Annotated in this window: 23 protein-coding genes; 6 read left to right on the plus strand and 17 right to left on the minus strand. The window is 64.7% G+C overall.

What is annotated here, in order from left to right:
- Nucleotides 1-17: 17 nt before the first annotated feature.
- The 10 genes from CAG46_RS00465 to CAG46_RS00510 form a co-directional block, all read right to left on the minus strand.
- Nucleotides 18-1,205: an ATP phosphoribosyltransferase regulatory subunit gene (locus tag CAG46_RS00465; protein ID WP_013974431.1), complete on the minus strand. Its 1,188-nt coding sequence runs from the start codon at nt 1,203-1,205 to the stop codon at nt 18-20.
- A 301-nt stretch (nt 1,206-1,506) separates the two neighbouring features.
- Nucleotides 1,507-2,376, minus strand: coding sequence for a protease modulator HflC (gene hflC, locus CAG46_RS00470; protein WP_013974432.1), 870 nt, complete (start codon nt 2,374-2,376; stop codon nt 1,507-1,509).
- Nucleotides 2,376-3,557 (minus strand): FtsH protease activity modulator HflK, encoded by a 1,182-nt coding sequence (gene hflK, locus CAG46_RS00475; RefSeq protein WP_025340824.1) that lies wholly within the window; start codon nt 3,555-3,557, stop codon nt 2,376-2,378. Before hflK ends, hflC begins: the two co-directional genes overlap by 1 nt.
- 96 nt (nt 3,558-3,653) lie before the next feature.
- On the minus strand, nt 3,654-4,955 hold the full coding sequence (hflX, locus tag CAG46_RS00480) for a ribosome rescue GTPase HflX (RefSeq protein ID WP_015272005.1): 1,302 nt from the start codon (nt 4,953-4,955) through the stop codon (nt 3,654-3,656).
- A gap of 12 nt (nt 4,956-4,967) precedes the next feature.
- Complete coding sequence (gene hfq / locus CAG46_RS00485) at nt 4,968-5,228, minus strand: RNA chaperone Hfq (protein WP_003258160.1); 261 nt, start codon at nt 5,226-5,228, stop codon at nt 4,968-4,970.
- Between the two features lie 94 nt (nt 5,229-5,322).
- Entirely contained in the window at nt 5,323-6,294 is a 972-nt protein-coding gene (gene miaA / locus CAG46_RS00490; RefSeq protein ID WP_085614755.1) for a tRNA (adenosine(37)-N6)-dimethylallyltransferase MiaA, read from the minus strand.
- Between the two features lies 1 nt (nt 6,295).
- The gene (gene mutL / locus CAG46_RS00495; protein ID WP_085614754.1) at nt 6,296-8,191 is read right to left on the minus strand and encodes a DNA mismatch repair endonuclease MutL; all 1,896 of its coding nucleotides are present in this window, start codon (nt 8,189-8,191) and stop codon (nt 6,296-6,298) included.
- On the minus strand, nt 8,188-9,618 hold the full coding sequence (locus CAG46_RS00500; RefSeq protein ID WP_075046528.1) for an N-acetylmuramoyl-L-alanine amidase: 1,431 nt from the start codon (nt 9,616-9,618) through the stop codon (nt 8,188-8,190). The genes mutL and CAG46_RS00500 overlap by 4 nt, the downstream gene beginning before the upstream one ends.
- Nucleotides 9,619-9,629: 11 nt before the next feature.
- The gene (tsaE, locus tag CAG46_RS00505; protein ID WP_153671421.1) at nt 9,630-10,088 is read right to left on the minus strand and encodes a tRNA (adenosine(37)-N6)-threonylcarbamoyltransferase complex ATPase subunit type 1 TsaE; all 459 of its coding nucleotides are present in this window, start codon (nt 10,086-10,088) and stop codon (nt 9,630-9,632) included.
- 2 nt (nt 10,089-10,090) lie between these two features.
- The gene (locus CAG46_RS00510) at nt 10,091-10,951 is read right to left on the minus strand and encodes an NAD(P)H-hydrate dehydratase (RefSeq protein ID WP_085614752.1); all 861 of its coding nucleotides are present in this window, start codon (nt 10,949-10,951) and stop codon (nt 10,091-10,093) included.
- A gap of 65 nt (nt 10,952-11,016) precedes the next feature.
- Between CAG46_RS00510 and queG the strand changes: the two genes are divergently transcribed.
- Nucleotides 11,017-12,081, plus strand: a complete 1,065-nt coding sequence (gene queG / locus CAG46_RS00515; RefSeq protein WP_085614750.1) for a tRNA epoxyqueuosine(34) reductase QueG — start codon at nt 11,017-11,019, stop codon at nt 12,079-12,081.
- 290 nt (nt 12,082-12,371) lie between these two features.
- On the opposite strand, the gene CAG46_RS00520 is transcribed toward queG, so the two are convergent.
- Both CAG46_RS00520 and orn read right to left on the minus strand, forming a co-directional pair.
- Nucleotides 12,372-12,983 (minus strand): trimeric intracellular cation channel family protein, encoded by a 612-nt coding sequence (locus CAG46_RS00520; protein WP_013974442.1) that lies wholly within the window; start codon nt 12,981-12,983, stop codon nt 12,372-12,374.
- 99 nt (nt 12,984-13,082) lie between these two features.
- Complete coding sequence (gene orn, locus CAG46_RS00525; protein WP_025340831.1) at nt 13,083-13,625, minus strand: oligoribonuclease; 543 nt, start codon at nt 13,623-13,625, stop codon at nt 13,083-13,085.
- Nucleotides 13,626-13,768: 143 nt separating this feature from the next.
- On the opposite strand from orn, the gene rsgA reads away from it, so the two are divergent.
- Entirely contained in the window at nt 13,769-14,800 is a 1,032-nt protein-coding gene (gene rsgA / locus CAG46_RS00530; protein WP_025340832.1) for a small ribosomal subunit biogenesis GTPase RsgA, read from the plus strand.
- 184 nt (nt 14,801-14,984) lie between these two features.
- On the opposite strand, the gene motB is transcribed toward rsgA, so the two are convergent.
- Nucleotides 14,985-15,998, minus strand: a complete 1,014-nt coding sequence (motB, locus tag CAG46_RS00535; RefSeq protein ID WP_085587910.1) for a flagellar motor protein MotB — start codon at nt 15,996-15,998, stop codon at nt 14,985-14,987.
- A 3-nt stretch (nt 15,999-16,001) separates the two neighbouring features.
- Entirely contained in the window at nt 16,002-16,853 is an 852-nt protein-coding gene (gene motA, locus CAG46_RS00540) for a flagellar motor stator protein MotA (RefSeq protein ID WP_015272014.1), read from the minus strand.
- A 130-nt stretch (nt 16,854-16,983) separates the two neighbouring features.
- On the opposite strand from motA, the gene CAG46_RS00545 reads away from it, so the two are divergent.
- Genes CAG46_RS00545 through asd form a run of 3 tightly spaced genes read left to right on the plus strand, consistent with a single transcriptional unit; the run spans nt 16,984 to nt 20,246 of the window.
- A complete protein-coding gene (locus CAG46_RS00545) occupies nt 16,984-18,519 on the plus strand; it encodes an HDOD domain-containing protein (protein ID WP_085587908.1) in 1,536 nt (511 codons plus the stop codon).
- Between the two features lie 44 nt (nt 18,520-18,563).
- Nucleotides 18,564-19,373 (plus strand): rhodanese-like domain-containing protein, encoded by an 810-nt coding sequence (locus CAG46_RS00550; RefSeq protein ID WP_085614748.1) that lies wholly within the window; start codon nt 18,564-18,566, stop codon nt 19,371-19,373.
- Between the two features lie 9 nt (nt 19,374-19,382).
- Entirely contained in the window at nt 19,383-20,246 is an 864-nt protein-coding gene (gene asd / locus CAG46_RS00555; protein WP_085587903.1) for an archaetidylserine decarboxylase, read from the plus strand.
- Nucleotides 20,247-20,377: 131 nt separating this feature from the next.
- On the opposite strand, the gene serB is transcribed toward asd, so the two are convergent.
- On the minus strand, nt 20,378-21,592 hold the full coding sequence (gene serB / locus CAG46_RS00560) for a phosphoserine phosphatase SerB (protein ID WP_025340836.1): 1,215 nt from the start codon (nt 21,590-21,592) through the stop codon (nt 20,378-20,380).
- A gap of 135 nt (nt 21,593-21,727) precedes the next feature.
- Here serB and CAG46_RS00565 point away from each other — a divergent pair, with 135 nt between their 5' ends.
- Nucleotides 21,728-23,182, plus strand: a complete 1,455-nt coding sequence (locus CAG46_RS00565; protein WP_085614746.1) for an AhpA/YtjB family protein — start codon at nt 21,728-21,730, stop codon at nt 23,180-23,182.
- A 159-nt stretch (nt 23,183-23,341) separates the two neighbouring features.
- Here CAG46_RS00565 and CAG46_RS00570 read toward each other — a convergent pair whose 3' ends face one another.
- On the minus strand, nt 23,342-24,052 hold the full coding sequence (locus tag CAG46_RS00570; RefSeq protein WP_025340838.1) for a membrane integrity-associated transporter subunit PqiC: 711 nt from the start codon (nt 24,050-24,052) through the stop codon (nt 23,342-23,344).
- Between the two features lie 172 nt (nt 24,053-24,224).
- Nucleotides 24,225-26,483, minus strand: a complete 2,259-nt coding sequence (parC, locus tag CAG46_RS00575) for a DNA topoisomerase IV subunit A (protein WP_075046538.1) — start codon at nt 26,481-26,483, stop codon at nt 24,225-24,227.
- Nucleotide 26,484: the final 1 nt, after the last annotated feature.

Raw genomic sequence — 26,484 nt, forward strand, 5'->3', positions numbered from 1 at the left:
ACTGCCGGCGCAGAAACTCACTGGGCCAGCGGCAGAACCTGCCAGCGCCCGTCTTGCTGAATCAATTGCCGATCACAATCCGCCTCGAGAGCAGCACTCAACGGCTGGCCAGGCAGGGCCTGGACCACACGCTGGCCCTCGTTGCGCAACTGGCAGACTTGCTGCCAGAGGGCCGCGTCGCCACTGTCCGGCATCCAGATGCCGCCAGTTGGCAATACGACCTCCGCTCGCCCCAGTGTGACCAGGGTCTTCAAATCCGTGGAGAAACCGGTGGCCGGGCGAGCCCGGCCGAAGTCGGCGCCGATGTCGTCATAGCGCCCGCCCTGGGCGATCGATTGACCTTCGCCCGGCACGAACACGGCGAACACCACGCCAGTGTGATAGTGGTAACCGCGCAGCTCGCCGAGGTCGAAGTACAGCGGCAGGTCCGGGAAGCGCGACGCCAGGCGATCGGCGATCGCCAGCAGGTCGTCCAGCGCCGCCAGCACGCTGGCCGGGGCACGGCCCAGGCGCACGCGGGCTTCGGCCAGCACTTCGCGGCCACCGCACAGCTCGACCAGCGCGCGCAGCATGTTGCCCAGGTCCTTCGGCAGGTCGGCGGTCAGCACCTGAACTTCATCCACGGCCTTGCGCTGCAGCGCGTCGAACAGCTGCTGCTCGACCGCACCGGACAGGCCGGCAGCACGGGCCAGGCCGCGGTAGATACCGACGTGGCCGAGGTCCATGTGCACATCCGGCACATCGGTCAGTTGCAGCGTGGCGAGCATCAGGCTGATGACTTCGACATCGCTGGTGGGGCTGGCGTCGCCGTACAGCTCGGCACCCAGCTGGATCGGGCTGCGCGAGGTGGACAGGGCACGCGGCTGGGCGTGCAGCACGCTGCCGGCATAGCACAGGCGGCTCGGGCCTTCACGGCGCAGGGTGTGGGCGTCGATACGCGCCACCTGCGGGGTGAAGTCGGCGCGGAAGCCCATCAGGCGGCCGGACTGCGGGTCCACTACCTTGAAGGTGCGCTGATCCAGGTCCTGGCCGGCGCCGGTGAGCAGCGACTCCAGGTACTCGATATGCGGGGTGACGACCAGTTCGTAGCCCCAACTCTGGAACAGGTCCAACACCTGGCGGCGCGCGATCTCGATACGCGCAGCCTCAGGTGGCAGTACTTCCTCGATGCCATCTGGCAGCAGCCAGCGGTCTACCGTTGCCATTACGCCATTTCCCCTCTGGTCCGGGCGGCTTGCCAGCAGGCTAGCCGTCAGTAAAGCCGGTATCGCGCACAGCAGCGGGCAGCACTGATCCCAGCGCAGCCACCGTACCCGACACCCTCGAATTGCCTTGCGACCTGACCAAACCGTCAACTGGCGGTTTGCCAATCAACCTTGCAGACGCAAAAAAGCCGGGAAATTTCCCGGCTGCCTCATCATACACCCCTTTTCATTCAGGATGCACCCCGCCTGGTGTTTTAGCTGCCAGGCGGGGCGCCGCTGCATGGAAATCAGGGCCTGAGCATCACGGCCTGCTCTTGTCCAGGAAGCGGAAGAACTCGTTCTTCGGGTCCAGGACCAGCACGTCGCTCTTGCTCGAGAAGCTCTCGCGGTACGCCTGCAGGCTACGGTAGAACGCATAGAAATCAGCGTCCTGGGTGTAGGCCTTGGCGTAGATGGCGGCCGCCTGGGCGTCGCCGTCACCGCGGGTTTCCTCTGCTTCGCGATAGGCCTCAGCCAGCAATACGCGGCGCTGACGGTCGGCATCGGCACGGATACCTTCAGCCAGCTCGTTACCCTTGGCGCGGTGCTCGCGGGCTTCACGCTCACGCTCGGTGCTCATGCGGTCGAACACGCTGCGGTTGACTTCCTTCGGCAGGTCGATGGCCTTGACGCGCACGTCGACCACCTCGATACCCAGCTCCTTGGCGGCCATGCGGTTCAGCGATGCAGTGATGTCAGCCATCAGCGCGTCACGTTCACCGGAAACCACTTCGTGCAGGGTACGTTTACCGAACTGGTCACGCAGGCCGCTTTCCAGACGACGCGACAGACGCTCGTCGGCGATCTGCTTCATGCCGGACGTGGCGGTGTAGAAGCGTTCGGCGTCCTTGACGCGCCACTTGGCGTAGGCGTCGACCATCACCGCTTTCTTCTCCAGGGTCAGGAACCGCTGGGTCGGGGCGTCGAGGGTCATCAGGCGGGCGTCGAACTTGCGCACCTGGTTCACGTACGGAATCTTCACGTGCATGCCAGGCTGGACATCCGCCTGGACCACCTTACCGAAGCGCAGCAGTACCGCACGCTCGGTCTGGGACACGATGTAGAAGCTGTTCCAGGCCACGATGGCCAGGACCACGGCGGCGATCAGGGCGATCAGCGATCTGTTGCTCATCAGCGGCTCTCCCTAGTGCGCAGCGGCTGCTGTTGCTGTTGCAGGTCCTGAGCCGCACGCGCGGCCGCATCGTTGACCGATGGCGACACACTGGCGGTCGGCGCGGACGGGTTGCGGCTGCCTTCGACCATCTTGTCCAGCGGCAGGTAGAGCAGGTTGTTCTGCCCGTCCTTGGTCGCCACCATGACCTTGCTCGAATTGCTGTAGACCTCTTGCATGGTCTCCAGGTACAGACGCTGACGGGTCACGTCAGGTGCCTTGCGGTACTCGGCGACCAGCTTGGTGAAGCGGTCGGCCTCACCCTTGGCGCGGGCGATGACTTCGTCGCGGTAACCGTTGGCGTCCTCGATGATGCGCTGGGCCTGACCACGGGCTTCCGGCACCACGCCATTGGCGTAGGACTCGGCCTGGTTGCGGGCACGCTGCTCGTCTTCGCGGGCACGGATCACGTCGTCGAAGGCTTCCTGCACTTCACGCGGGGCTGCCGCGCTCTGCACGTTGACCTGGGTAACGCTGATACCGGTGCGGTAGGTGTCGAGGAAGCGCTGCAGGCGTTCGCGGATATCCACGGCCATCTGCTCGCGGCCTTCGGTCAGCACCTGGTCCATCGAGGTGGAACCCACCACGTGGCGCAGGGCACTGTCGGTCGCGTGCTGCAGGCTGACCTCAGGCTGGTCGACGTTGAGCACGAAGTCCTGCAGGTTGCTGATCTTGTACTGGACGGTCAGCGGTACCTCGACGATGTTCTCGTCTTCGGTCAGCATCTGGCCCTGCTTGGTGTAGGCACGCTCGCGCGTGACGTTCTCCATGTACTTGCGATCGATCGGCGGGAAGTAGATGTTCAGGCCGGGACCGACCGTCTCATAGTACTTGCCGAAGCGCAGCACCACGGCCTGCTCCTGCTCGTCGACCACGTACACGGCGCTGTACAGCCAGATAGCAGCCAGCACAGCCAGGCCGATGCCCAGCAGGCCCAGGCCACCGCCCTTGCCGACATTGCGGTCACCGCCGCCACGTTTCTTGCCACTGCCGAACATGCCGTTCAGGCTGTCCTGCAATTTGCGGAAGGCCTCGTCCAGGTCCGGTGGACCTTTCTTGTCACCACCGCCGCCACCGCCATTCCGGCGACCGCCCCAGGGATCCTGATTGTTCGAGTTGCCACCCGGCTCGTTCCAAGCCATAGCGCTCTCCATCTGATAAAGCAAAGACGCGCCCACGGCGCGCCGTCCAATGCTACAGAATGCCTGTCACTGCTGCCCGGCGACCTCGACGAGCATTTATTGCAAAGTGTGTTGCTCGACAAACACTTGCGGCTCCATGCCTTCGCGGCTGACCAGGCGATTCAGTTCGACCATGGGCAGTCGCACGCTCAGCAGGCTGCGCCCTTCTTCATCATGCTCTTCACTCTGCACGGCACCCAGGGCAAAGAATTGCGCGCGCAAGCGGGCAAAACGCTGCTCCAGACACAGGGTACCGACAAACAGATCATCCCCCAGCAACTCGGCAATCGCCTGGCCGACCAGCTCCAGGCCACGCCCATCGCGTGCCGATACCCAGACCCGTTCCGGCTTGCCATCGGCATTGCGCTGGATCTGCGGCTCGACATCTTCGAGCAGGTCGAGTTTGTTATACACCTCGAGGATCGGCAACCCTTCGGCACCAATCTCGCCCAACACCGCCAATACCTGCTCGATCTGCTCCATGCGCTCAGGCTCATGGGCGTCGATCACATGCAGCAACAAGTCGGAGTTGCTCGACTCTTCGAGCGTAGCCCGAAATGCCTCGACCAGCTTGTGCGGCAGGTGGCGAATGAAGCCCACGGTGTCGGCCAGCACGATCGGCCCCAGGTCGTTCAGCTCGAGCCGGCGCAGGGTCGGGTCGAGGGTGGCGAACAGCTGGTCCGCGGCATACACCTCGGATTCGGTCAGGGCGTTGAACAGCGTGGACTTGCCGGCGTTGGTATAACCCACCAGCGATACCGACGGAATGTCCGCACGCTTGCGCCCACGGCGCGCCTGCTCGCGCTGGCTGCGCACCTTCTCCAGGCGTGACTTGATCTGGCGAATGCGCACCCGCAACAGGCGGCGGTCGGTTTCCAGCTGGGTTTCACCCGGGCCACGCAAGCCGATACCACCCTTCTGTCGCTCAAGGTGGGTCCAGCCGCGCACCAGCCGCGTGCTCATGTGCTCGAGCTGGGCCAGTTCGACCTGCAGCTTGCCTTCATGGGTACGCGCCCGTTGGGCGAAGATATCGAGGATCAGCCCGGTACGGTCGAGCACACGACACTCGAACACACGTTCGAGGTTGCGCTCCTGACTGGGCGTGAGGGTGTGATTGAAAATCACCAGGTCTACCTGTTCGGCATGGACCAGGTCGTGCAACTCTTCGACCTTGCCACTGCCAATCAGGTATTTGGCGGAAGGCTGATGCCTTGCCACCGTGACCAGCGAGACGATGTCGGCACCGGCCGACAATGCCAGCTCCTGGAACTCCTGCGGGTCTTCGCGCGCCTCAGGGTTCTGACCTTCCAAGTGAACGAGCAACGCCCGCTCACCACCACCGTGGCGCTCAAAGAACAATGCAGGCTCCTATCAGGCGTTGCCTGGCTCGCTGTCGCCGTGTTCGGAATCGGACGGGCTTGGCAGACGAACCGGACGGGCAGGAACCACGGTCGAGATGGCGTGCTTGTAGACCATCTGGCTGACGGTGTTCTTCAGCAGTACCACGAACTGGTCGAAGGACTCGATCGAACCCTGCAGTTTGATGCCGTTGACCAGGTAGATGGATACCGGGACCTTTTCTTTTCTCAAGGTGTTCAAGTAAGGGTCTTGTAGCGAATGCCCTTTTGACATATGCCGCACTCCTGTAAGGATAAATAATAGAAAATCAAGAAAATCGATAAATTAGGCCGCCCCTTCGCAAGAATAGACGGCAATCAGCAGGGACTCAGCTCAATATGGAGATGGCCCCAAGGTATTTCAAGGTGCGGGACAGATTGTCGCAGGCCAGGCTGTCAAGCCAGTGTACTTCGGGCCAGCCACGCAACCAGGTGAACTGCCGCTTGGCCAGCTGCCTGGTGGCAATGATACCGCGTTCACGCATCTCATTCTCAGTCAGCTTGCCGTCCAGGTAATCCCAGACCTGCCGATACCCCACTGCCCGTATAGACGGCAGCCCGGCGTGCAAGTCACTTCTGGCTCGCAGCGATCGGACCTCGTCGACGAAGCCCTGTTCCAGCATCTGTGAAAATCGTAACGCAATTCGCTGATGCAAAATGTGACGATCTGTAGGAGCAATCGCCAAACTCGCGACAGTATAGGGCAAATGTCCGCCAGCGCCTGCGTCTGCGCCGCGACTTTCCGCGAATTGACGCTGTCGATGTGCCGTCATGCTCTCGCCACTCACCCGGTACACCTCCAACGCCCGGATCAACCGCTGCGGGTCGTTGGGGTGGATGCGCGCCGCCGACTCAGGGTCAACCTCGGCCAACTGGCGGTGCAACTCGGCCAGGCCCAGCGCCTCGGCCTGGGCTTCCAGCTCGGCACGCACCGCGGCATCGGCCGCCGGCATGTCGGCCAGGCCATCGATCAACGCCTTGTAATAGAGCATGGTGCCGCCCACCAGCAGCGGGATCTTGCCGCGCGTGGTGATCTCGGCCATGGCCTCCAGGGCATCGGCACGGAACTGCGCAGCCGAATAGCTCTCGGCCGGGTCGCGAATATCGATCAACCGGTGCGGGTGAGCGGCGAGGATTTCTTTCGACGGCTTGGCCGAGCCGATGTCCATGCCGCGGTAGACCAGCGCCGAATCGACGCTGATCAGCTCGCACGGCAGTACTTTGGTCAGCTCGATGGCCAGGTCGGTCTTGCCGGCCGCCGTCGGGCCCATCAGGAATATTGCAGGGGGCTTGCCGCTCATTTCATCGACCGCGCAGGAAGAGTTTGTCCAGGTCATCCAGGCCCATCTGGGTCCAGGTGGGGCGACCATGGTTGCACTGGCCGCTGCGCTCGGTGTTTTCCATGTCACGCAGCAGGGCGTTCATCTCGGGGATCGCCAGGCGCCGGTTGGCGCGCACGGCGCCGTGGCAGGCCATGGTGCCGAGCAGCTCGTTGAGGTGCGCCTGGATACGGTCGCTGGTGCCGTATTCCATCAGGTCGGCGAGTACATCCTGCACCAGGCGATTGGCCTCGGCCTGCTTGAGCAAAGCCGGGATCTGGCGGATGGCCAGGGTCTCGGGGCCCAGCCGCTGCAGTTCGAAGCCCAGCCGCTGGAACCACTGCGCGTGCTCTTCGGCGCAGTCTGCTTCGCGCTGGCTCAAGGCAAGGGTCTCGGGCACCAGCAGCGGCTGGCCGCTGAGGCCTTCGCTGGCCATGGCTACCTTCAGGCGCTCGTACATGATGCGCTCATGGGCCGCATGCATGTCTACCAGCACCAGGCCGATGGCGTTCTCGGCCAGGATATAGATGCCCTTGAGCTGCGCCAGCGCGTAGCCCAGCGGAGGAATGTCACCCTGGCTTTCGGGCAACGCCGTCGGCGCCGCGCCTTCATCCAGCGGTTTGTAAAACTCGCGATACACCGCCTGTGCCTCGGCGGCTGGCAGCGGCTGCGAGGGGCGCGGGGTGTACTGGTACTGGTAACCCGCGCCACTGCCGCCACTGGAAAACGACTGCTGCGGGGCTCGCGACTGCTCGAGCACCGGCGAGGCCAGGCGCATTTCGCCCTGGGGGCCGAACTCACCGGCCTGCTGGCCCGTGGGGCGGACCACTTCGGGCACGGCAGCAGGCGCCGCCAACTGGTCTTCCGGGCGTACATCGGCCAGGGCGCGATGCAGGGTGCCATACAGGAAGTCGTGCACCGAGCGCCCCTCGCGGAAACGCACTTCGTGCTTGGTCGGGTGCACATTGACGTCGACGCCGTTGGGCTCCAGCTCCAGGAACAGCACGAAGGTCGGGTGCCGACCATTGAACAGCACGTCGCGGTAGGCCTGGCGCACGGCGTGGGCGACCAGCTTGTCGCGCACCGCACGGCCGTTGACGAAGAAATACTGCAGGTCTGCCTGGCTGCGCGAGAAGGTCGGCAGGCCGACCCAGCCCCACAGGCGCAGGCCATTGCGTTCCACGTCGATCGGCAGCGCCTGCTCCATGAAGCCCGGGCCGCAGATGGCGCCCACCCGCCGCGCACGGGCGGTTTCATCGTGGGCCTCGTGCAGGCTGAGGATGCTCTTGCCGTTGTGGCGCAGGTGGAAGCCGACATCGAAGCGCGCCAGCGCCAGGCGCCGTATCACTTCCTGCAGGTGATCGAATTCGGTTTTCTCAGCCTTGAGGAACTTGCGCCGGGCCGGGGTATTGAAGAACAGGTCGCGCACTTCCACCGAAGTACCCACCGGGTGCGCCGCCGGCTGCACCCGCGGGGTCATGTCGCGGCCTTCGGTTTCCACCTGCCAGGCCTCGGTAGCGCTGGCGGTACGTGAGGTCAGGGTCAGGCGCGCCACCGAGCTGATCGAGGCCAGGGCCTCACCACGGAAGCCCAGGCTCAATACCCCTTCCAGGTCTTCCAGCTCGCGGATCTTGCTGGTGGCGTGACGGGCCAGGGCCAGCGGCAGGTCGTCGGCGGAAATGCCGCTGCCATCGTCACGCACCCGCAGCAGCTTGACGCCGCCCTGCTCCACTTCCACGTCGATACGCCGGGCGCCGGAGTCCAGGCTGTTCTCCAGCAACTCCTTGGCGACAGAGGCCGGCCGCTCGACAACCTCACCGGCGGCAATCTGGTTGGCCAGCCGCGGGCTGAGCAGCTGGATGCGCGAACCGCCACTCATTGCGAGGCCAACGTGGTAGCGGGGATATCGAGGCGCTGGCCGACCTTCAGTTCATCGGTCTTGAGGCTGTTGGTGCTGCGCAGGCTGGTCACGCTGACCTGGTAGCGCACGGCAAGCATCGCCAGGGTCTCGCCAGGGCGTACCGTGTGCTCCCGCGGGCCAGCGGCGATCTTGCCGGTGTCGCGCAGCCAGGCGATGTAGGTGCCAGGCGGCGGGTTCTGCTGGAAGTACTGGCGCACACCGGTGTGGATCGAACGTGCCAGGGCCTGCTGATGGCTGGCGGTGGCCAGCTTGGCGGCTTCGTTGTTGTTCGAGATGAACCCGGTTTCAACGAGGATCGACGGAATATCCGGCGACTTCAGCACCATGAAGCCGGCCTGTTCAACCCGCTGCTTGTGCAGCGAGGTAATGCGGCCCATGTTGCCCAGCACCTTCTGCCCGACATTGAGGCTGGAGCTGAGCGTGGCGGTCATCGACAGGTCGAGCAGCACGCCGGCCAGCATGCGGTCCTTGTCGTCGAGGCTGACGTTACCGGCACCACCGATCAGGTCGGAACGGTTTTCCGTGTCGGCCAGCCAGCGCGCGGTCTCGGAGGTAGCGCCGCGGTCGGACAGGGCGAACACCGAGGCGCCAAAGGCGGCGCGGGACGGCGCGGCGTCGGCGTGGATCGAGATGAACAGGTCGGCGCCCTTCTTGCGGGCGATTTCCGTGCGCTTGCGCAGTGGGATGAAGTAGTCGCCGGTACGGGTCAGCTCGGCCCGGAAGCCTTTTTCGCTGTTGATCTGGCGCTGCAGTTCCTTGGCGATCTGCAGCACGATGTCTTTTTCATGCTGGCCACGCGAGCCGGACGCACCCGGGTCTTCGCCGCCGTGACCGGCGTCGATGGCAACCACGATGTCACGCTTGCCGTTGGGAACCGGCGGCAGCTTGATGGCAGGCTGGGCCGGGGTCACCGGCACTGCCGGCGTGGTTGCAGGCGTTGGTGCCGGAGTCGGGGCCGGCGCCGGCGCGCTGGCCGCAATGGCGTCAGCCTCCTGGTCGTACAGGTCGACCACCAGGCGGTTGCCGTACTGGGCGTTGGGCGCCAGGGTGAAGCTTTTTGGGGTGACCGACTTTTTCAGGTCGACCACCACGCGCAGGTCGGTCGGGGTGCGCTGAGCCGAACGCACGCTGCTGATCGGCGTATTGGAGGTAGCCACGTTCAGTGGCGCGGCCAAGGTCGCGCCATTGATGTCGATAACCAGGCGATCAGGTGCGCTCAGGGTGAAGACGCTGTGCTGCACGGGGCCAGACAGGTCGAAGACCAGCCGCGTGTTGTCCGGCGCGCGCCACAGGCGCATGCTCTTGACTTGAGTGACGGCCAGAGCGTCAACGGTCACCGTTGTCAGCAGCAGCCCAACGATGGCGACCAGTGCGCGTATGCGCATACCTACCCCACTTACTGTTTATAGTGTTCGGCCAGTGCAACGCACCAGGCCTCGCCGCGAGCCCCCTGCGGCGAAAGGATCAGCGAGCGTCCGCCCGCTTGGGGGCTTATGGTAATGGTCAGGTCGGGCTTTGGCAAAACGCCCGCACCCTTTTGTGGCCACTCGAACAGGCACAGCGGGTCGCCCTCGAAATAGTCACGAATGCCCATGAACTCCAGCTCTTCCGGATCGACCAGGCGATACAGGTCGAAATGGAACGCCCGCACCTCACCGATCTCGTAAGGCTCGACCACGGTGAAGGTCGGGCTTTTCACTGCACCAGTATGGCCCAGGCCACGAATCAGGCCACGCGACAGCGTGGTTTTGCCCGCGCCCAGGTCACCTTCCAGAAAAATCACGCCGTGACCGCCGGTCACCTCGGCCAGTTGTGCGCCGAATTTGACCGTGGCCGCTTCATCGGCCAGAAACAGGTTTAAGCCAGACACGCAGAATGCTCCTCCAACAACTCACGAATGACCGGCGCCAGATCGCTGGCAGCCAGGCCTCTACCTTTAACGCCCAGACGCTCGCCGGCACAGGCGTGCAGCCATACCCCCAGCCCCGCGGCATGCCAGGCATCCAGGCCCTGGGCCAGCAGCGCCGCCAATACACCGGTCAGCACATCGCCCAGGCCGGCACCGGCCATGGCAGGGTGGCCACGTTCGCACAGCAGCAGCTGCCCGGCTGGGTCGGCCACCAGAGTGCCAGCCCCCTTGAGCACGCAGACGCTGTTGTAACGGCGCGCCAGCTTGAGTGCGGCGCCCGCGCGGTCCGCCTGCACAGCCTCGGTGGAAATGCCCAGCAGCCGCGCCGCCTCCCCGGGGTGCGGGGTAAGGATGCTGCCACTGGGCAGGGCCAGCGGGGTGCGCGCCAGCAAATTCAGGGCATCGGCGTCCCACACCTGTGGGCGCTCGGCATTGGCCACCGCCGACAGCAGGCTGCGGCCCCAGGCTGCCTGGCCCAGGCCAGGGCCGACCACCAGCACCGAAGCGCGCTCCAGAACACCCATCAGCTGGTTGGCCGAAGTGGCGCCCAGGCACATTACCTCGGGCAGGCGCGCCAGGCTGGCAGTCACGTGTTCAGGCCGGGTCGCCACGCTGACCAGCCCCGCGCCACAGCGCAGGGCGGCCTCGGCACTGAGCAGCACGGCGCCGCCGGTACCGAGGTCGCCACCGACCACCAGTACATGGCCGAAGTCGCCTTTATGGGCATGCGCATGCCGTGCCGGCAGGTGCGCGACAGTCACGCTGCTGAGCAATTGAGGGGTATGGCCGGGGTGTTTGGTCTGCGGCATGGGGTCAAAGGCTCCAATGTCTGGCAGAATTATACGCACCTGAGCCCGTATTGCCTTGCCCATCCATGTCCGCCTGTACGCCTGACCTCGCCAAACTGGCCCAATCGATCAAGATTTGGGGCCAAGAACTCGGTTTTGCCCATGTTGGCATCGCCGGGGTCGACCTTGGCGAACACGAACACCACCTGCAGCGCTGGCTCGACGCCGGCTACCAGGGCGAGATGGATTACCTGGGCGCCCACGGCAGCAAACGCGCGCACCCCGAGCAACTGATCCCCGGCACGGTACGCGTGGTATCGCTGCGCATGGACTACCTGCCCGGCGACACGCAGATGGCGCAGCGCCTGGCGCAGCCGGAAAAAGCCTACGTATCGCGCTACGCCCTGGGCCGGGATTACCACAAGCTGGTGCGCAAGCGCGTGCAGTTCCTGGCCGATCGCATTCAGGAAGCCATCGGCCCCTTCGGCTACCGCGCCTTCGTCGACAGCGCTCCGGTGCTGGAAAAGGCCCTGGCCGAGCAGGCCGGGCTGGGCTGGATCGGCAAGAACACCCTGCTGCTCAACCGCAAGGCGGGCAGCTACTTCTTCCTCGCCGAGCTGTTCGTCGACCTGCCGCTGCCGGTGGACGAAGCCACCACCAGCGAACACTGCGGGCGCTGCCAGGCCTGCCTGGACATCTGCCCGACCCAGGCCTTCGTCGGGCCGTATGTGCTGGATGCACGGCGCTGCATCTCCTACCTGACCATCGAACTGCGGGGGCCGATCCCCGTCGAGTTGCGTTCGAAGATGGGCAACCGGGTGTTCGGTTGCGATGACTGCCAGATCGTCTGCCCGTGGAACCGCTTTGCCAGGCACAGCCAGGAACAGGACTTCCAGCCACGGCACGGGCTGGAGAATGCCGAGCTGGCGGAAATGTTCCTGTGGGATGAAAGGACCTTCCTGCGCAAGACCGAAGGCGGGCCATTGCGCCGGGCCGGGTATGAGCGCTGGTTGCGCAACCTGGCGGTGGGGCTTGGCAATGCGCCATCGACGATCCCGGTGATCGAAGCGCTGAAGGCGCGGCGCGAGGATGCCTCGGAGCTGGTGAGGGAGCATGTGGAGTGGGCGCTGGCGCAGCACGGCATTTCGTAGCCCCCCCTGAGGGAGTTTGCCCAGCCCTTTGGGCTGCGTTGTCGCACAGATAACTGAATTCGCAAGCGATCCTCGTACCCTGTGGGAGCGGCTTTAGCCGCGAAGAATCCAACGCGGTGCATGGCACCGGCTACGCCGGTGTTCGCGGCTAAAGCCGCTCCCACAGGGTCCCCGCTAATTCAATGAGTTATGTACAGTTCTATGAAAGCGGGTTTACCCGCGCGGTGGATGGCACGGGCTGCGCCCGTGTTCGCGGGTGAACCCGCTCCCACAGGGGGCGCATGTCAAGGCTACTGCTGGTCGTTGTAGTGGAACTTGGGCATTTCCCAATGGAACCGAATCGCCAGCAACCGCACCAGGAACCCGCCAAACAAGGTCAGCAGCATCGCCTGCTCCGCCGGCACCTTGAAATACACGCAGCCCAGATAGAACCACGCCGCGGCAAACGACACGCTGGCGTACAGCTCGCGGCGGAATACCAGGGGAATGTCGTTACAGAAGATATCTCGCAAGATCCCGCCAAATACCCCGGTGATGACCCCGCTGATCGACGCCACGAGCATGCCCTGCCCCATCTCCAGTGCGGTCATGCAACCGATCAGGGTAAAGGCCACCAGCCCCAGGGCATCGAGCACCAGGAACAGCGAGCGCAGGCGGCGCATCATTGGCGCGATGAAGATGGTCAGCAGCGCCGCACAACTGGTCAGCACCAGGTACTCCGGGTGCTTCACCCAAGTCAGCGGGTAATGCCCGAGCAGCACGTCACGCACCGAGCCGCCACCCAGGGCGGTGACGCAGGCGATCAGCACCACGCCGAACCAGTCCATGCCGCGGCGGCCAGCAGACAACGCGCCGGTCATGGCTTCGGCGGTGATGGCGATGAGGTAGAGCATCAACAACATGGTGCGGGGTCCGTGCGGGCGGGCGAGAAGGCGCGCAGTCTAACCAGTTGCCCATGGCACCAAAAGAGGGCGCAGATACAATATCTGCGCCTTTTCGGCTCATACCTTGATGAAGTGCTCGCGATAGTGGCGCAGTTCGGCGATGGATTCGCGGATGTCGTCCAGCGCCAGGTGGGTGTTGCCCTTCTTGAAGCTGTCACGCACATCAGGCGCCCAGCGTGCAGCCAGCTCCTTCAGGGTCGAGACATCCAGGTTGCGGTAGTGGAAGTAGTTTTCCAGGTTGCGCATGTGCCGGTAGAGGAAGCGGCGGTCCTGGCAGATGCTGTTGCCGCAGATCGGCGACTTGCCTTTCGGTACCCACTGCTCGAGGAAGGCAATGGTCTGCGCCTCGGCTGCGGCCATGTCGACCTTGCTCTCGCGTACGCGCTGGGTCAGGCCCGAAGCGCCATGGGTGCGGGTGTTCCACTCGTCCATGCGCGCCAGCACTTCGTCACTGTGGTGGATGGCGATCACCGGCCCTTCGGCCAGGGTGTTCAGTTCGCTGTCGGTGACGATGGTGGCCATCTCGATGATGACGTCGCTGTCCGGATCCAGGCCGGTCATTTCCAGGTCGATCCAGATCAGGTTCTGTGGGTTTTGCATGCGGGGGCTCCTCGTATAGGCCGTCATAGTAGCGTAGTGGCCAAGGCACGCCCATTCACGGCGCGAAGGTAAGCCAAATGGTCCGGCGCCTGGCGTGCTAAACTGCCTGCCGTTTTCAACCTGCCCCCACGCACGGAATCTTCATGGCCAAACGCCAGCTCAATCGCCGCCAGAACTGGCGCATCGAAAAAATCCAGAACGAGCGCGCCGCGCGTGCGGCCAAACGCGAACAGCACGTGCTGCAGGAACTGGAGGGTGGCGACCTGGGGCCGGAACAGCTGGGCCTGGTGATTGCGCACTTCGGTGTGCAGGTAGAAGTGGAAGCCCAGGACGGCGAAGCCGCGGGCCAGGTATTCCGCTGCCACTTGCGCGCCAACCTGCCGGCGCTGGTTACCGGCGACCGCGTGGTATGGCGCTCGGGCAACCAGGGCATTGGCGTGATCGTCGCGCAGATGCCGCGCAGTACCGAGCTGTGCCGGCCGAACAACCACGGCCAGCTGAAGCCGGTGGCGGCCAACGTCGACCTGATCGTGATCGTCTTCGCCCCCGCGCCCGAGCCGCACCCCAACCTCATCGACCGTTATCTGGTGGCGGCGGAGCACGCCGGCATTCGCCCGCTGCTGCTGCTGAACAAGGCCGACCTGATCAACGACGAGAACGGCCCGGGCCTGCATGCGCTGCTGGAGGTTTACCGCGAGCTGGGCTACCCGCTGCTGGAGGTCTCGGCCCACCACGGTGACGGCATGCAACGCCTGCAGCAGATGCTCGACGGCCACATCAGCGTGTTCGTCGGCCAGTCGGGGGTGGGCAAGTCGTCGCTGGTCAACAGCCTGCTGCCGGACGCCGGCACCCGTGTCGGCGACCTGTCGGAGTGGTCTGGCCAGGGCACCCACACCACCACCACCGCGCGGTTGTACCACTTCCCCAATGGTGGCGACCTGATCGACTCGCCGGGCATCCGCGAGTTCGGCCTGGGTCACGTCAGCCGCAGTGATGTGGAGGATGGTTTCATCGAGTTCCGCGACCTGTTCGGCACCTGCCGCTTCCGCGACTGCAAGCATGATCGCGAACCGGGCTGTGCGCTGCTCAAGGCGCTGGACGAGGGGCGTATCAAGCAGCAACGGATGAACAGCTACCGCTCGATCATTGCCAGTTTGCCGGAAGACGCTTACTGACCGCTTGCGCCACAGGTTCTGCGCCGGCTTCAGCTACGGCGCGATCCTGTGGGAGCGGCCTTGCGTCGCGAAAGGGGCGCGCAGCGGCCCCAGATATCAGCAGCAAATATTGCCGGGGCCGCGTTGCGGCCCTTTCGCGACACAAGGCCGCTCCCACAAGGGACCGCGCCGGACGAAAAACGGTTTACTGGTCCTTGGCCTCATCCATCTTCAGCGTCCCCTCTTCGAAGATGTTCAGCTTCTGGCGCAGTTCACGCGGCTGCATGGGGGCCTGCCCGGCCTCCCCTGGCGCCGCCGGTGCCGCAGCGGCCGGCGGCGCAGGCTCGGCAGCCGGTGCTTCCGGCGCGCCCTGCTCGCCTTCGATATTGCGCTGGGCCTTTTTGGTCAGCACGATGATGTCGATGCGGCGGTTGACCGGGTTGAACGGGTCCTTGCGATCGAACAGCGACGACGAGGCATAACCCACCACCCGCGCCACCTGGTCATCCGGGTAGCCGCCGGCCACGAGTGCACGGCGCGCGGCGTTGGCGCGGTTGGCCGACAGTTCCCAGTTGCCGAACTCGCCACTACCGGCATAAGGCTTGGCGTCGGTGTGGCCACTGATGCTGATCTTGTTCGGCACCGCCTTGATGGTGTCGGCCATGGCCAGCAGGATGTCCTCGAAGTACGGCTGCAGGCGCGCGCTGCCAATGTCGAACATCGGCCGGTTCTCGGCGTCCATGATCTGGATGCGCAGGCCGTCCTGGGTGATCTCGAACAGGATCTGGTCCTTGAACTTCTGCAGCTGCGGGTTCTCTTCCACCTTGTTCTGCAGTTCCTGCAGCAGCAACTCCAGGCGCTCACGCTCGACCTGCTCGGCCATGGTCTCCACCTGGTCCTTGTCCAGCTGGATGCTGGTATCAGGCGTCGGCTCCGACTTGGCTTCGGGGTTGATGGTCTTTTCCGGCGCCAGCTGAGGCGAGCCGCCCAGGTCGATGACGTAGGGCGTTCCGCTTTCCGAGAAGCCGATCGGGTCCTTGAAGTAGCCGGCAATGGCGATCTTCTGTTCCGGTGTGGCCGTGGACAACAGCCACAGCACCAGGAAGAACGCCATCATCGCCGTGGCGAAGTCGGCGAAGGCGATTTTCCAGGCGCCGCCGTGATGGCCGCCGCCAAAGCGCTTGACGCGCTTGACGATGATGGGCTGATTGTTCTCCATGACTCAGCGACCGCGAACCGCTTGTTCCAGTTCGGCGAAGCTTGGGCGGTGCTTGGGGTACAGCACCTTGCGCCCGAACTCGACCGCCAGCGAAGGCGGCATGCCCGAGGCCGAGGCCACCAGCGAAGCCTTGATCGATTCGTAGAGGTTCAGCTCTTCCTTGGCATCGTGTTCCAGGCACTTGGCCAACGGGCCGAAGAAGCCGTAGGCCGCCAGGATACCGAAGAAGGTACCCACCAGTGCCGCACCCACATGGAGGCCGATGGAGGCCTGGTCACCGTCGCCGAGCGAGGCCATGGTCACCACGATACCCAGTACCGCCGCAACGATACCGAAGCCGGGCATGCCGTCGGCAATGCCGGTCACCGCATGGGACGGGTGCTCCAGTTCTTCCTTCATGCTCAGCAGTTCCATGTCGAACAGGCCCTCGAGCTCGTGCGGGGCCATGTTGCCGGTGGACATGATGCGCAGGTAGTCGCAGACGAACGCGGTCATGCGCTCATCGGCCAGCACCGTCGGGTACTTGGCGAAGATCGGGCTGGCGGCGGCATCCTCGATGTCGGCCTCGATGGCCATCATGCCTTCGCGCCGGCTCTTGTTGAGGATCTCGTACACCAGGCCCAGCACTTCCAGGTAGAAGGCATGAGTGAAGCGCGAGCCGAACATCTTCATCGACTTCTTGATGACGTGCATGGTCATGTGGCCAGGGTTGGCCTGCAGGAATGCACCAAAGGCCGCACCGCCGATGATCAGTACTTCGAACGGCTGGATCAGCGCCGCAATCTTGCCGTGGGAAAGCACGTATCCGCCGAGCACGCTCGCGAATACGACGATGATGCCGATAATTTTAGCCATAGGTTCAAAGCACTTGCTGTCGTGGTCAGGGGAAGAGACGGGAGCTTTAAAACTCTTCTTCTACTTATCGGCAGAACTGCGCCAGACTATAGCCACTCAATGCGAAAAGCCAGTTCGGACTGATGTCAAAATGCCAATTGAAACCAAGGTGCCCGCTCAGGCTCCACGTACGCTAGAGGCCTGGGTAAAGCTGCTCGAGAGTGTTCGCATCCCCGTGCCGAAGCACAGCTACGACCGGGTCATGGCCGCCATCCACGATAGCCGCCGCTCGCTGCGCGATATCGCCGAACTGATGCAGGATAGCCCGGCACTGGTGCTGTCGGTGATGCGCGAAGCCAATCACCCCACCAATGCCAGCCTGGCAGAGCCCGCCGAAAGCCTGGAAGTCGCCCTCAACCGCCTGGGCCTGGAGCGCAGCGAACAGCTGCTCAAACGCCTGCCAGCTGTGCCCGTCGAAGAAATCCCACCGGTACTGTGCCAGTTCCAGCTGATCAGCCAGCACGCCTCGCAGCAGGCCAGCGGCCTGTTCGCCAGCCGCCTTGCACGGCTGTGGCAGGAAATCCACTGGGGCAGCCTGTTGTTCCTGTCGCCACTCTGGCCGCTGGCGCTGGCCTACCCCAAGCTGCTCGATACCTGGGAGCTGCGGGTTATCCACAAGGGCGAAGACGCCGCCCATGTCGAGGAAGAACTGTTTGGCGTGCGCATCATGGAGCTTTGCCAGACCATGGCGGAGTACTGGCGCCTGCCACAATGGGTGACCCAGGGTTACCGCCTGTTGCTGGAAGAACGCGAACAACTGGCCCAGGTGCTCAGTATCGCCCGCGACCCGGACCTGCTCAGCCAGCAACACCGCCTGGACGCCGAGCCTGGCCTGCGCCGCTGGTTCAACCAGCCGGCCAACACCGTGCTGCTGGCCAACAACCTGGCCCTGGCGGCACAGGTGGGCTGGGACAACCCACACCTGCTGCGCTGGCAGCTGTTGACCGCACTGTACCTGCAGACCTCGCTGGAAGACGTGCAGCAGCAGGTGCACCAGCAGGCTGCGGCCAGCGCCCGCCGCCATGCCCAGCATGCCCTGTTCCACCCTGCCGAAGCGCTGATCTGGCCCTGGCACCAGCGCCGCCCGCACCCAGACATGCTGGCTCCGCCACCGCCCACCAGCGACGAACTGGCGCGCTGGCGCAAGCTGTGCCAGGACCTTCTGGCCCAGCCCAGCCCGTTCACCAACAGCGTGCACCTGGCCACGCAGGTTATCGAGGCCCTTCTGGCCTCTGGCATGCAGCGGATCCTGCTGCTGAGCCTGGACAAGGCCAACGACCAGCTGCGCGTGCAGCAGATGGCCGGCCTGCCCAAGGAAGCCGGGGCGCTGGTACTGCCGGTGGCGCAGAACAAACTGCTGCAAAAGCTGCTGGCCAAGGCCGGGCAATTGCGTATCACCCCGGAAAACCACAGCCAGTTCTCGGCCCTGCTGCCGGCCCCGCTGCGTGCCTTGTTCCGCAGCGAACACGTGCTGCTGCGCTCGCTGGCGGTGGCGGACCAGGTGCTGATGCTGATGGTGGCTGACCAGGGCTGCCGGCCGCTGGCCGATATCAGCGTGCAAGCCTTCGGCAAGACCGCACAGTGCACCGAACGGGCGCTGTCGGTGTTTGCCAACCGCAAGGCCTGAGCCTTGCGCTACAATCGCCCCTCTTTCCACACTGGAGACCGTGGATGACTGACTTTTCCGGCCTGCCCCTGGTGATCGAAGCCGCGGACCTGCTGCCGCGCCTGGATTCGCCACAGCTGATCCTGGTCGACCTGAGCAGCGCCAACCGCTATGTCAGCGGGCATATCCCCGGCGCACGCTTTGTCGAAGGCAAGCGTACCCAGCTTGGCCAGCCCCCCGCCCCCGGCCTGCTGCCGGCCCTGGGCGAGCTGGAAAAACTGTTCAGCGAACTCGGCCACCGCGACGATGCCGTGTATGTGGTGTATGACGATGAGGGCGGCGGCTGGGCCGGGCGCTTCATCTGGCTGCTCGACGTGATCGGCCACAAGCGTTACCACTACCTCAATGGCGGCATCCAGGCCTGGCCCGCCGACAAACTCTCCACAGAAGTGCCCGCCAGCGGCAACACGCCGGTGCACCTGCGCATCGACAGTTCGCCCACCGCCACCCGCGAGTACCTGCAAAGCCGCCTGGGCGCCGACGACCTGGTCATCTGGGACGCCCGTGGCCCGCAGGAATTCAGCGGCGAGAAAGTGCTGGCAGCCAAGGGCGGCCACATCCCCGGCGCGATCAACTTCGAGTGGACCGCCGGCATGGACCTCAACGACCACCTGCGCATCCGCCAGGACATCGCCGAAGTCCTGCTGAACCTGGGCATCACCCCCGACAAGGAAGTGATCACCCACTGCCAGACCCACCGCCGCTCCGGTTTCACCTACCTGGTGGCCAAGGCCCTCGGCTACCCGCGCGTCAAGGCCTACGCCGGCTCGTGGAGCGAATGGGGCAACCACCCGGACACGCCTGTAGAAGTCTAAGGAACCTGCATGAAATCCCGTTTGTTCATCATCAGCCAGTACCTGCTGCCGCACCACCTGCTGTCGCGGCTGGCCGGCTGCATCGCCGAGTGCCGCGTGCGCTGGTTCAAGAACGCCTTCACCGCCTGGTTCGCCAAGCGTTACCAGGTCAACATGAGCGAAGCGCTGGTCGAGGACCTGAGCGCCTACGAGCACTTCAATGCATTCTTCACCCGCGCCCTGAAGCCGGGTGCCCGCCCGCTGGACGAGACCCCGGGCGCCATCCTGTGCCCGGCCGACGGTGCCGTCAGCCAGCTTGGCCCGATCGAGCACGGCCGCATCTTCCAGGCCAAGGGCCACGGTTTCAGCGCACAGGAGCTGCTGGGCGGCGACCCGGCCATGGCCGCGCCGTTCATGGGCGGCGAGTTCGCCACCATCTACCTGTCGCCCAAGGATTACCACCGCGTGCACATGCCGCTGGCCGGTACCCTGCGTGAAATGGTCTACGTGCCGGGCCGCCTGTTCTCGGTCAACCAGACCACCGCAGAGAACGTCCCCGAGCTGTTCGCCCGCAACGAGCGTGTGGTCTGCCTGTTCGATACCGAGCGCGGGCCGATGGCCGTGGTACTGGTTGGCGCGATGATCGTCGCTTCGATCGAAACCGTGTGGGCCGGGCTGGTGACGCCACCCAAGCGTGAACTGAAGACCTTCCGCTACGACGAAGCCAGCCGCGCGCCGATCCACCTGGAGAAAGGCGCCGAACTGGGCCGTTTCAAGCTTGGGTCGACTGCTATCGTGCTGTTCGGGCCGGAGCAGGTGAAGTGGGCGGAGAACCTGGGTGCTGGTTCCGCGGTGCGCATGGGCCAGCAGTTGGCGGTGCCTGTGCAGGCTTGATTGCCTGATGGAACCTGGGGCCGCTTCGCGGCCCTTTCGCGACACAAGGCCGCTCCTACAGGAGATATGCGATTCCCTGTAGGAGCGGCCTTGTGTCGCGATGGGCTGCGAAGCAGCCCCGGATTCTCAGATCAGCCGCGCGCGTCGCGGTCCCGCAGGCCCAGCAGATACAACACCCCATCCAGCCCCAGGGTAGAAATCGCCTGCTTGGCCGACTGGCGCACCAGCGGCTTGGCGCGGAACGCCACGCCCAGGCCGGCCAGCGACAGCATCGGCAGGTCGTTGGCACCGTCACCCACGGCAATGGTCTGCTCCAGCTGCAAGCCTTCTTCGCTGGCCAGTTTCTGCAGCAGCTCGGCCTTGCGCTGGGCATCGACGATCGGCTCCACAGCCACGCCGGTCACCTTGCCGTCGACCACTTCCAGCTCGTTGGCGAACACATAGTCGATGCCCAGGCGCGCCTGCACCTGGCGGGCAAAGTAAGTGAAGCCACCGGACAGGATCGCCGTCTTGTAACCCAGGCGCTTGAGCTCGGCAAACAGGTTCTCGGCACCCTCGGTCAGGCGCAGCGACGCACCGATCTCGTCCAGCACGCCCACATCCAGGCCCTTGAGCAGCGCCATGCGCTCCTTGAAGCTGGCGCGGAAGTCCAGCTCGCCACGCATGGCACGCTCGGTGATCGCGGCCACCTGCTCACCCACGCCAGCGGCCTTGGCCAGTTCGTCGATGACTTCGGCTTCGATCAGCGTCGAGTCCATGTCGAACACCGCCAGGCGGCGGTTGCGGCGGAACAGGTCGTCCTTCTGGAAGGCGATGTCGATGCTCAGCTCTTCAGCCAAGGCGAAGAAGTCGGCACGCAGCGCCTGGGCATCGCTCGGCACGCCGCGCACGGAAATCTCGATGGCCGCCTTGCCCTTGTCGGTCTCGGCATCCAGCGCCACACGGGCCGACAGGCGCTCGATGCGCTCGATGGTCAGGCCGTACTGACTGATCACCGCACTCACCCGCTGCAGCTGCTCGGGGGTGATCTTGCGGCTGAGCAAGGTGACGATGTGGCGCGCCTCGCCGTGGCCATCGGCCCAGTGCTGGTAGTCCGCCTCGGAAATCGGCGTGTAGCGGGCCTGCAGGTTCAGTTCGTGGGCCTTGGCCTGCACGCTCTGCAGCAGGGAGGTGGCCACTTCGTTGTCCGGGATATCGACCAGGATGCCGAACGACAAGGTACCGTGCATGACTGCCAGGCCAATGTCGAGGATGCTCACACCGCCCTGCAGCAGGACGCCGGTGATAGCCGCAGTGAGACCGGGACGGTCCTCACCGGTGATGTTGATCAGGACGATTTCGCGCACAACCTGGCTCCGACTTCGATGAAAAATGCGCATTCTACCGATTTTCCGTGACCGTCGGGCGCCAACGATACTTTGCCGACAAAACCCGGCTCGCTATACTGCCCCACACTTTCATGCCATTAAGAGCCGAGCTCAGTGAACCGGCCCACGCCCGTCAAAGCAGACAACTTCTTCCTGATGATCTATCGCGCCCTGAGTCAACGTCGCGTGCCGCTGGCACTGCGCATCGCCTGCACCAACATTTTCCTGGTGGCGCTGGCGTTGGTGATCTACGCCTGCGTGATGGGCCTGCAGTTCAAGCAGGCCATGCACGAGCAGGCCGATGCCCTGGGCCAGAGCCTGACCACCCAGACCGCCACCTCGGCGACCGAGCTGCTGGTGGCCAACGACATCCTCAGCCTCAACGTGCTGCTCGGCAACCTGGTGAAAAACCCGCTGGTGGCCCATGCGGCGATCTACAGCGTGGACAACCGTATCCTCGCCGAGGCCGGCCAGCGCCCGCGCAACAGCCTGCTGGGCGAGGCCGAAGGCCTGTACCAGACCAAGATCACCTTCCAGGACGTGACCGCCGGGCAACTGCGCATCAGCCTGGACATGAGCCAGTTCCAGCAGCCGATGCTGATCAGCCTGCAGAGCATGGGCATCCTTGCCGCCATCCTGCTGGTGCTGGCACTGACCCTGAGCCTGCGCCAGGGCCGCTTCATCACCCTGCCGCTGCTGCAGCTGCGGGTGTGGCTGCGCGACCCGCAACCCTATACCCCGGCCACCGACCGCCAGGACGAGATCGGCGACATCGCCCGCCAGCTGCACGCGCGCCTGGCCCCGCCGCCGCCACCTGAGCCGGAGCCCGAAGAAGAAGACGAGCAGTTCGACGACCTGCACGACGCCGCCCCGGCAGCCAAGGCCGCGCCGCGCGCCAAGCTTGCCGCCCAGGCGGACGAGGATGACGATGAAGCCTTCGCCGGCCTGCTGGACGACGAAAGCGCGCCCAAGGCCGCCGTGGTCGAATCTGACGAGCCGCAGTACAGCGCCGTGCTTGCCGTGCAACTGGGTTCACAGGAGCAGCTGCGTCGCCTGCCGCGCACGCGCCTGACCGAGCTGACCGAGCGCTACCGCGATTGCCTGGAGCACGCCGCCTCGCTCTACGACGGCGAAACCCACACACTCAACGACGGCAGCACTCTGGTGCTGTTCCACAGCCGCGACTGCGGCGAGGACTACCTGACCAACGCCATCTGCTGCGGCGAGCTGTTGCGCGCCCTGGGCCATGCCCTGCAGATCGAGGTTGCGGACAGCGGCATTACCCTGCAGCTGCAACTGGGCTTGGCCCTGGGCAACGACCTGCAAGGGCTGGAGCTGGTAGACCTGCTGATGGCCGAAAAGGCCCAGGACGCCCTGGCGCTGTCGCAGCACAGCCGCAACCTGTTGCTGGTGGAGCGGCAGATCAGCGATGACACGCTGATTCGCCAGCGCGCCCGCATTCGCCCGATTGCCAGCCCTGAGGGCGCCTGCTGCGTGGAGCGCCTGATGGAGCCCTACCCGTCGATGCTGGAGCGGCAGTTGGCGCGGATGCACGAACGCCGGGTCTGATATCGGGCTGGCCTCTTCGCGGGTAAACCCGCTCCCACAGGGCCTGCACCAACCTGTGGGAGCGGGTTTACCCGCGAAGAGGCCAGCACAGACAGTACAAAAACTGCAGATACGAAAAAGCCCGCATCGTTGCGGGCTTTTTCGTATCTGGCAGCTGGATCAGAACCGGTAGACTTCCATATCGGTTCGAATCGGCGCAGCCATCGGGATCTTGGATTTCTCCGGCGTCTTTTTCACCTGCACCGGAGCAGCCGGCTTTTTTGGCGACTCTTCGGCAATCGCCGGCTGGTTGGCCAACGGCTTGACCGCAGTGCTCAGCTGTTCGGCCAGCTTCTGCAGCAACTGGCCCTGGGCCTGTACCTGCGACGCCTCGCTGCCCGCGTGTGGCTGCTCGAGGTGAACGATGCGGTTGTCACGCACATGGCCACGGCGGTCCAACAAGCGCCACTGGGCATCCAGGACGGCCGGCTGGTCCTTGCCCGAGTCCAGGCGAGTAATCGACAGCAGTACTTGTACATCCGGGTTGAAACCGGTCGCCGCCGGGGCCAGCACCACGCGCTGGCTGTCCAGGCGCCAGGCGAGTTGGCGCACCAGCAGCTGGTCGATATCCGACGAAAGGCTGCCGGCCCAACGACCGTCGGTCGCCGAACTCAGGCTGCCATCGGCCTGACGTTGCAGGAACGTTTCACGTTGCAGGTAATCGGCAACCGATACCGGGCCGAGCACCACGGCCATGCCCGCACTCTGCGAAGGCTGGCCAGGATCACCACTGTCGAGCTGGTACAGGGCAACCGGCTGGTGCATGGTGCACCCGCCAAGGCCCAGCAGGCCAGTCATCAACAGCGCAAATGGAAGGCGCAGAAATTTCATCATCCCATCCAGGCGGTCGCCAAAAGGCCAACCGCAGTGATACACATAGATTCAAACGGGCACACGGCAACGCCGGCACCGCAAGGGCCATATCATCCGCGAAATAACCGTCCGACTCCAGCATTTCTGCCCGGAACGACGCTGAAATTGCCGTTCCAGACATTTCAACCGGTTACGCCGGCACTTCCACCTGCAACCCATCGACGCGCTGGAACCCGCGTGGCAGCTTGCTGCCGCGCCTTCCGCGCTCGCCCTTGTAATGCTCCAGGTCGTCCGCTTTCAGAGATAGGGTACGCTTGCCGGCTTGCAATACAAGTGTCGCGCCATCGGCAATCACAGCCAAATCGGTAACAAATTCTTCACGGCTGGCTACCCGGTCGCCCGGCACCCCGATGATCTTGTTGCCCTTGCCTTTGCCCAGCTGAGGCAGGTCGCTGACCTTGAACACCAGCAGACGGCCTTCGGTAGTCACCGCCGCCAGCCAGTCCTGCTCGCGGTTGGCCACCGGGCGCGGGGTCATGACCTTGGCACCGTTGGGCAGGCTGAGCAAGCCCTTGCCGGCCTTGTTCTTGGCCTGCAGGTCTTCACCCTTGACCACGAAGCCATAGCCGGCGTCCGAGGCCACCACGTACAACGCATCGTCGTCCGGCAACAGCACGCATTCGAAGGTGGCCCCCGGTGGTGGCGTCAGGCGGCCGGTCAGCGGTTCGCCCTGACCACGCGCCGACGGCAGGCTGTGAGCGGCCAGCGAGTAGCTGCGGCCAGTGGAGTCGATGAGCACGGCAAACTGGTTGGAGCGCCCGGCGGCGGCGGCCTTGAAGCCATCGCCGGCCTTGTACGACAGGCCGGTGGCATCGATGTCGTGGCCCTTGGCGCAGCGCACCCAGCCCTTCTCAGACAGCACCACGGTGACCGGCTCGGTCGGCATCAGTTCGTTTTCCGACAGCGCCTTGGCCTCGGCACGCTCGACGATCGGCGAGCGGCGGTCGTCGCCATAGGTTTCGGCATCCTTGATCAGCTCGCTGCGTACCAGTTTGCGCAGCTTGGCATCGCTGCCCAGCAGGGCGAGCAGTTTGGCCTGCTCTTTCAGCAGCTCGTCCTGCTCGCCACGGATCTTCATCTCTTCCAGGCGCGCCAGCTGCCGCAGGCGGGTCTCGAGGATGTAGTCGGCCTGGATTTCGGTCAGGTCGAAACGGGCGATCAGGGCTTGCTTGGGCTGGTCCTCGGTACGGATGATGTGGATAACTTCATCCAGGTTGAGGAACGCGGTCAGCAAACCTTCCAACAGGTGCAGGCGCTTCTCCACCTTGTCCAGGCGGTGCTGCAGCCGGCGACGGACGGTAGTGGTACGGAACTCCAGCCACTCCAGCAGCAGTGCTCGCAGGTTCTTCAGCTGTGGCCGGCCGTCCAGGCCGATGATGTTGACGTTGACTCGGTAGCTGCTTTCCAGGTCGGTGGTGGCAAACAGGTGCTGCATCAGTTCATCGGCATCCACGCGGTTGGAGCGCGGGATGATAACGATGCGGCACGGGTTCTCGTGGTCCGACTCGTCACGCAGGTCGGCGACCATCGGCAGCTTCTTGGCCTGCATCTGCGCGGCGATCTGCTCCAGCACCTTGGCCCCGGAGACCTGGTGCGGCAGCGCGGTGACGACGATGTCGCCATCCTCGACGCGGTACACGGCGCGCATGCGGATGGAGCCGCGGCCGCTTTCGTACATTTTGAGGATTTCTGCCCGCGGGGTGACGATCTCGGCCTCGGTCGGGTAGTCCGGCCCCTGAATGTGCTCGCACAGCTGCTCGATGGTGGCCTTGGGCTCGTCGAGCAGGCGCACACAGGCCGTGGCCACTTCACGCAGGTTGTGCGGCGGCACGTCGGTGGCCATGCCCACGGCGATACCCGTGGTGCCGTTGAGCAGGATGTTGGGCAGGCGCGCAGGCAGCACGGCCGGCTCCTGCAGGGTGCCGTCGAAGTTGGGCACCCAGTCCACGGTGCCCTGGCCGACTTCGCTGAGCAGCACTTCGGCGTAGCGCGAAAGACGCGCTTCGGTATAACGCATGGCAGCGAACGACTTCGGATCGTCCGGCGCACCCCAGTTGCCCTGGCCGTCGACCAGGGTATAGCGGTAGCTGAACGGCTGCGCCATCAGCACCATGGCCTCGTAGCAGGCCGAGTCGCCATGGGGGTGGAACTTGCCGAGCACGTCACCGACGGTACGCGCCGACTTCTTGTGCTTGGCATCGGCATCGAGCCCCAACTCGCTCATGGCATAGACGATGCGTCGCTGCACCGGCTTCAGGCCATCGCCGATGTGCGGCAGGGCGCGGTCCATGATCACGTACATGGAGTAGTTGAGGTAGGCCTGTTCGGTGAAGTCAGCCAGCGAGCGGCGTTCCACGCCATCCAGGCTGAGTTCCAGTGAGTCGCTCATG

This window comes from Pseudomonas sp. B23(2017), from assembly GCF_002113725.1.
GTDB classification, from domain to species: Bacteria; Pseudomonadota; Gammaproteobacteria; order Pseudomonadales; family Pseudomonadaceae; genus Aquipseudomonas; species Aquipseudomonas putida_Z.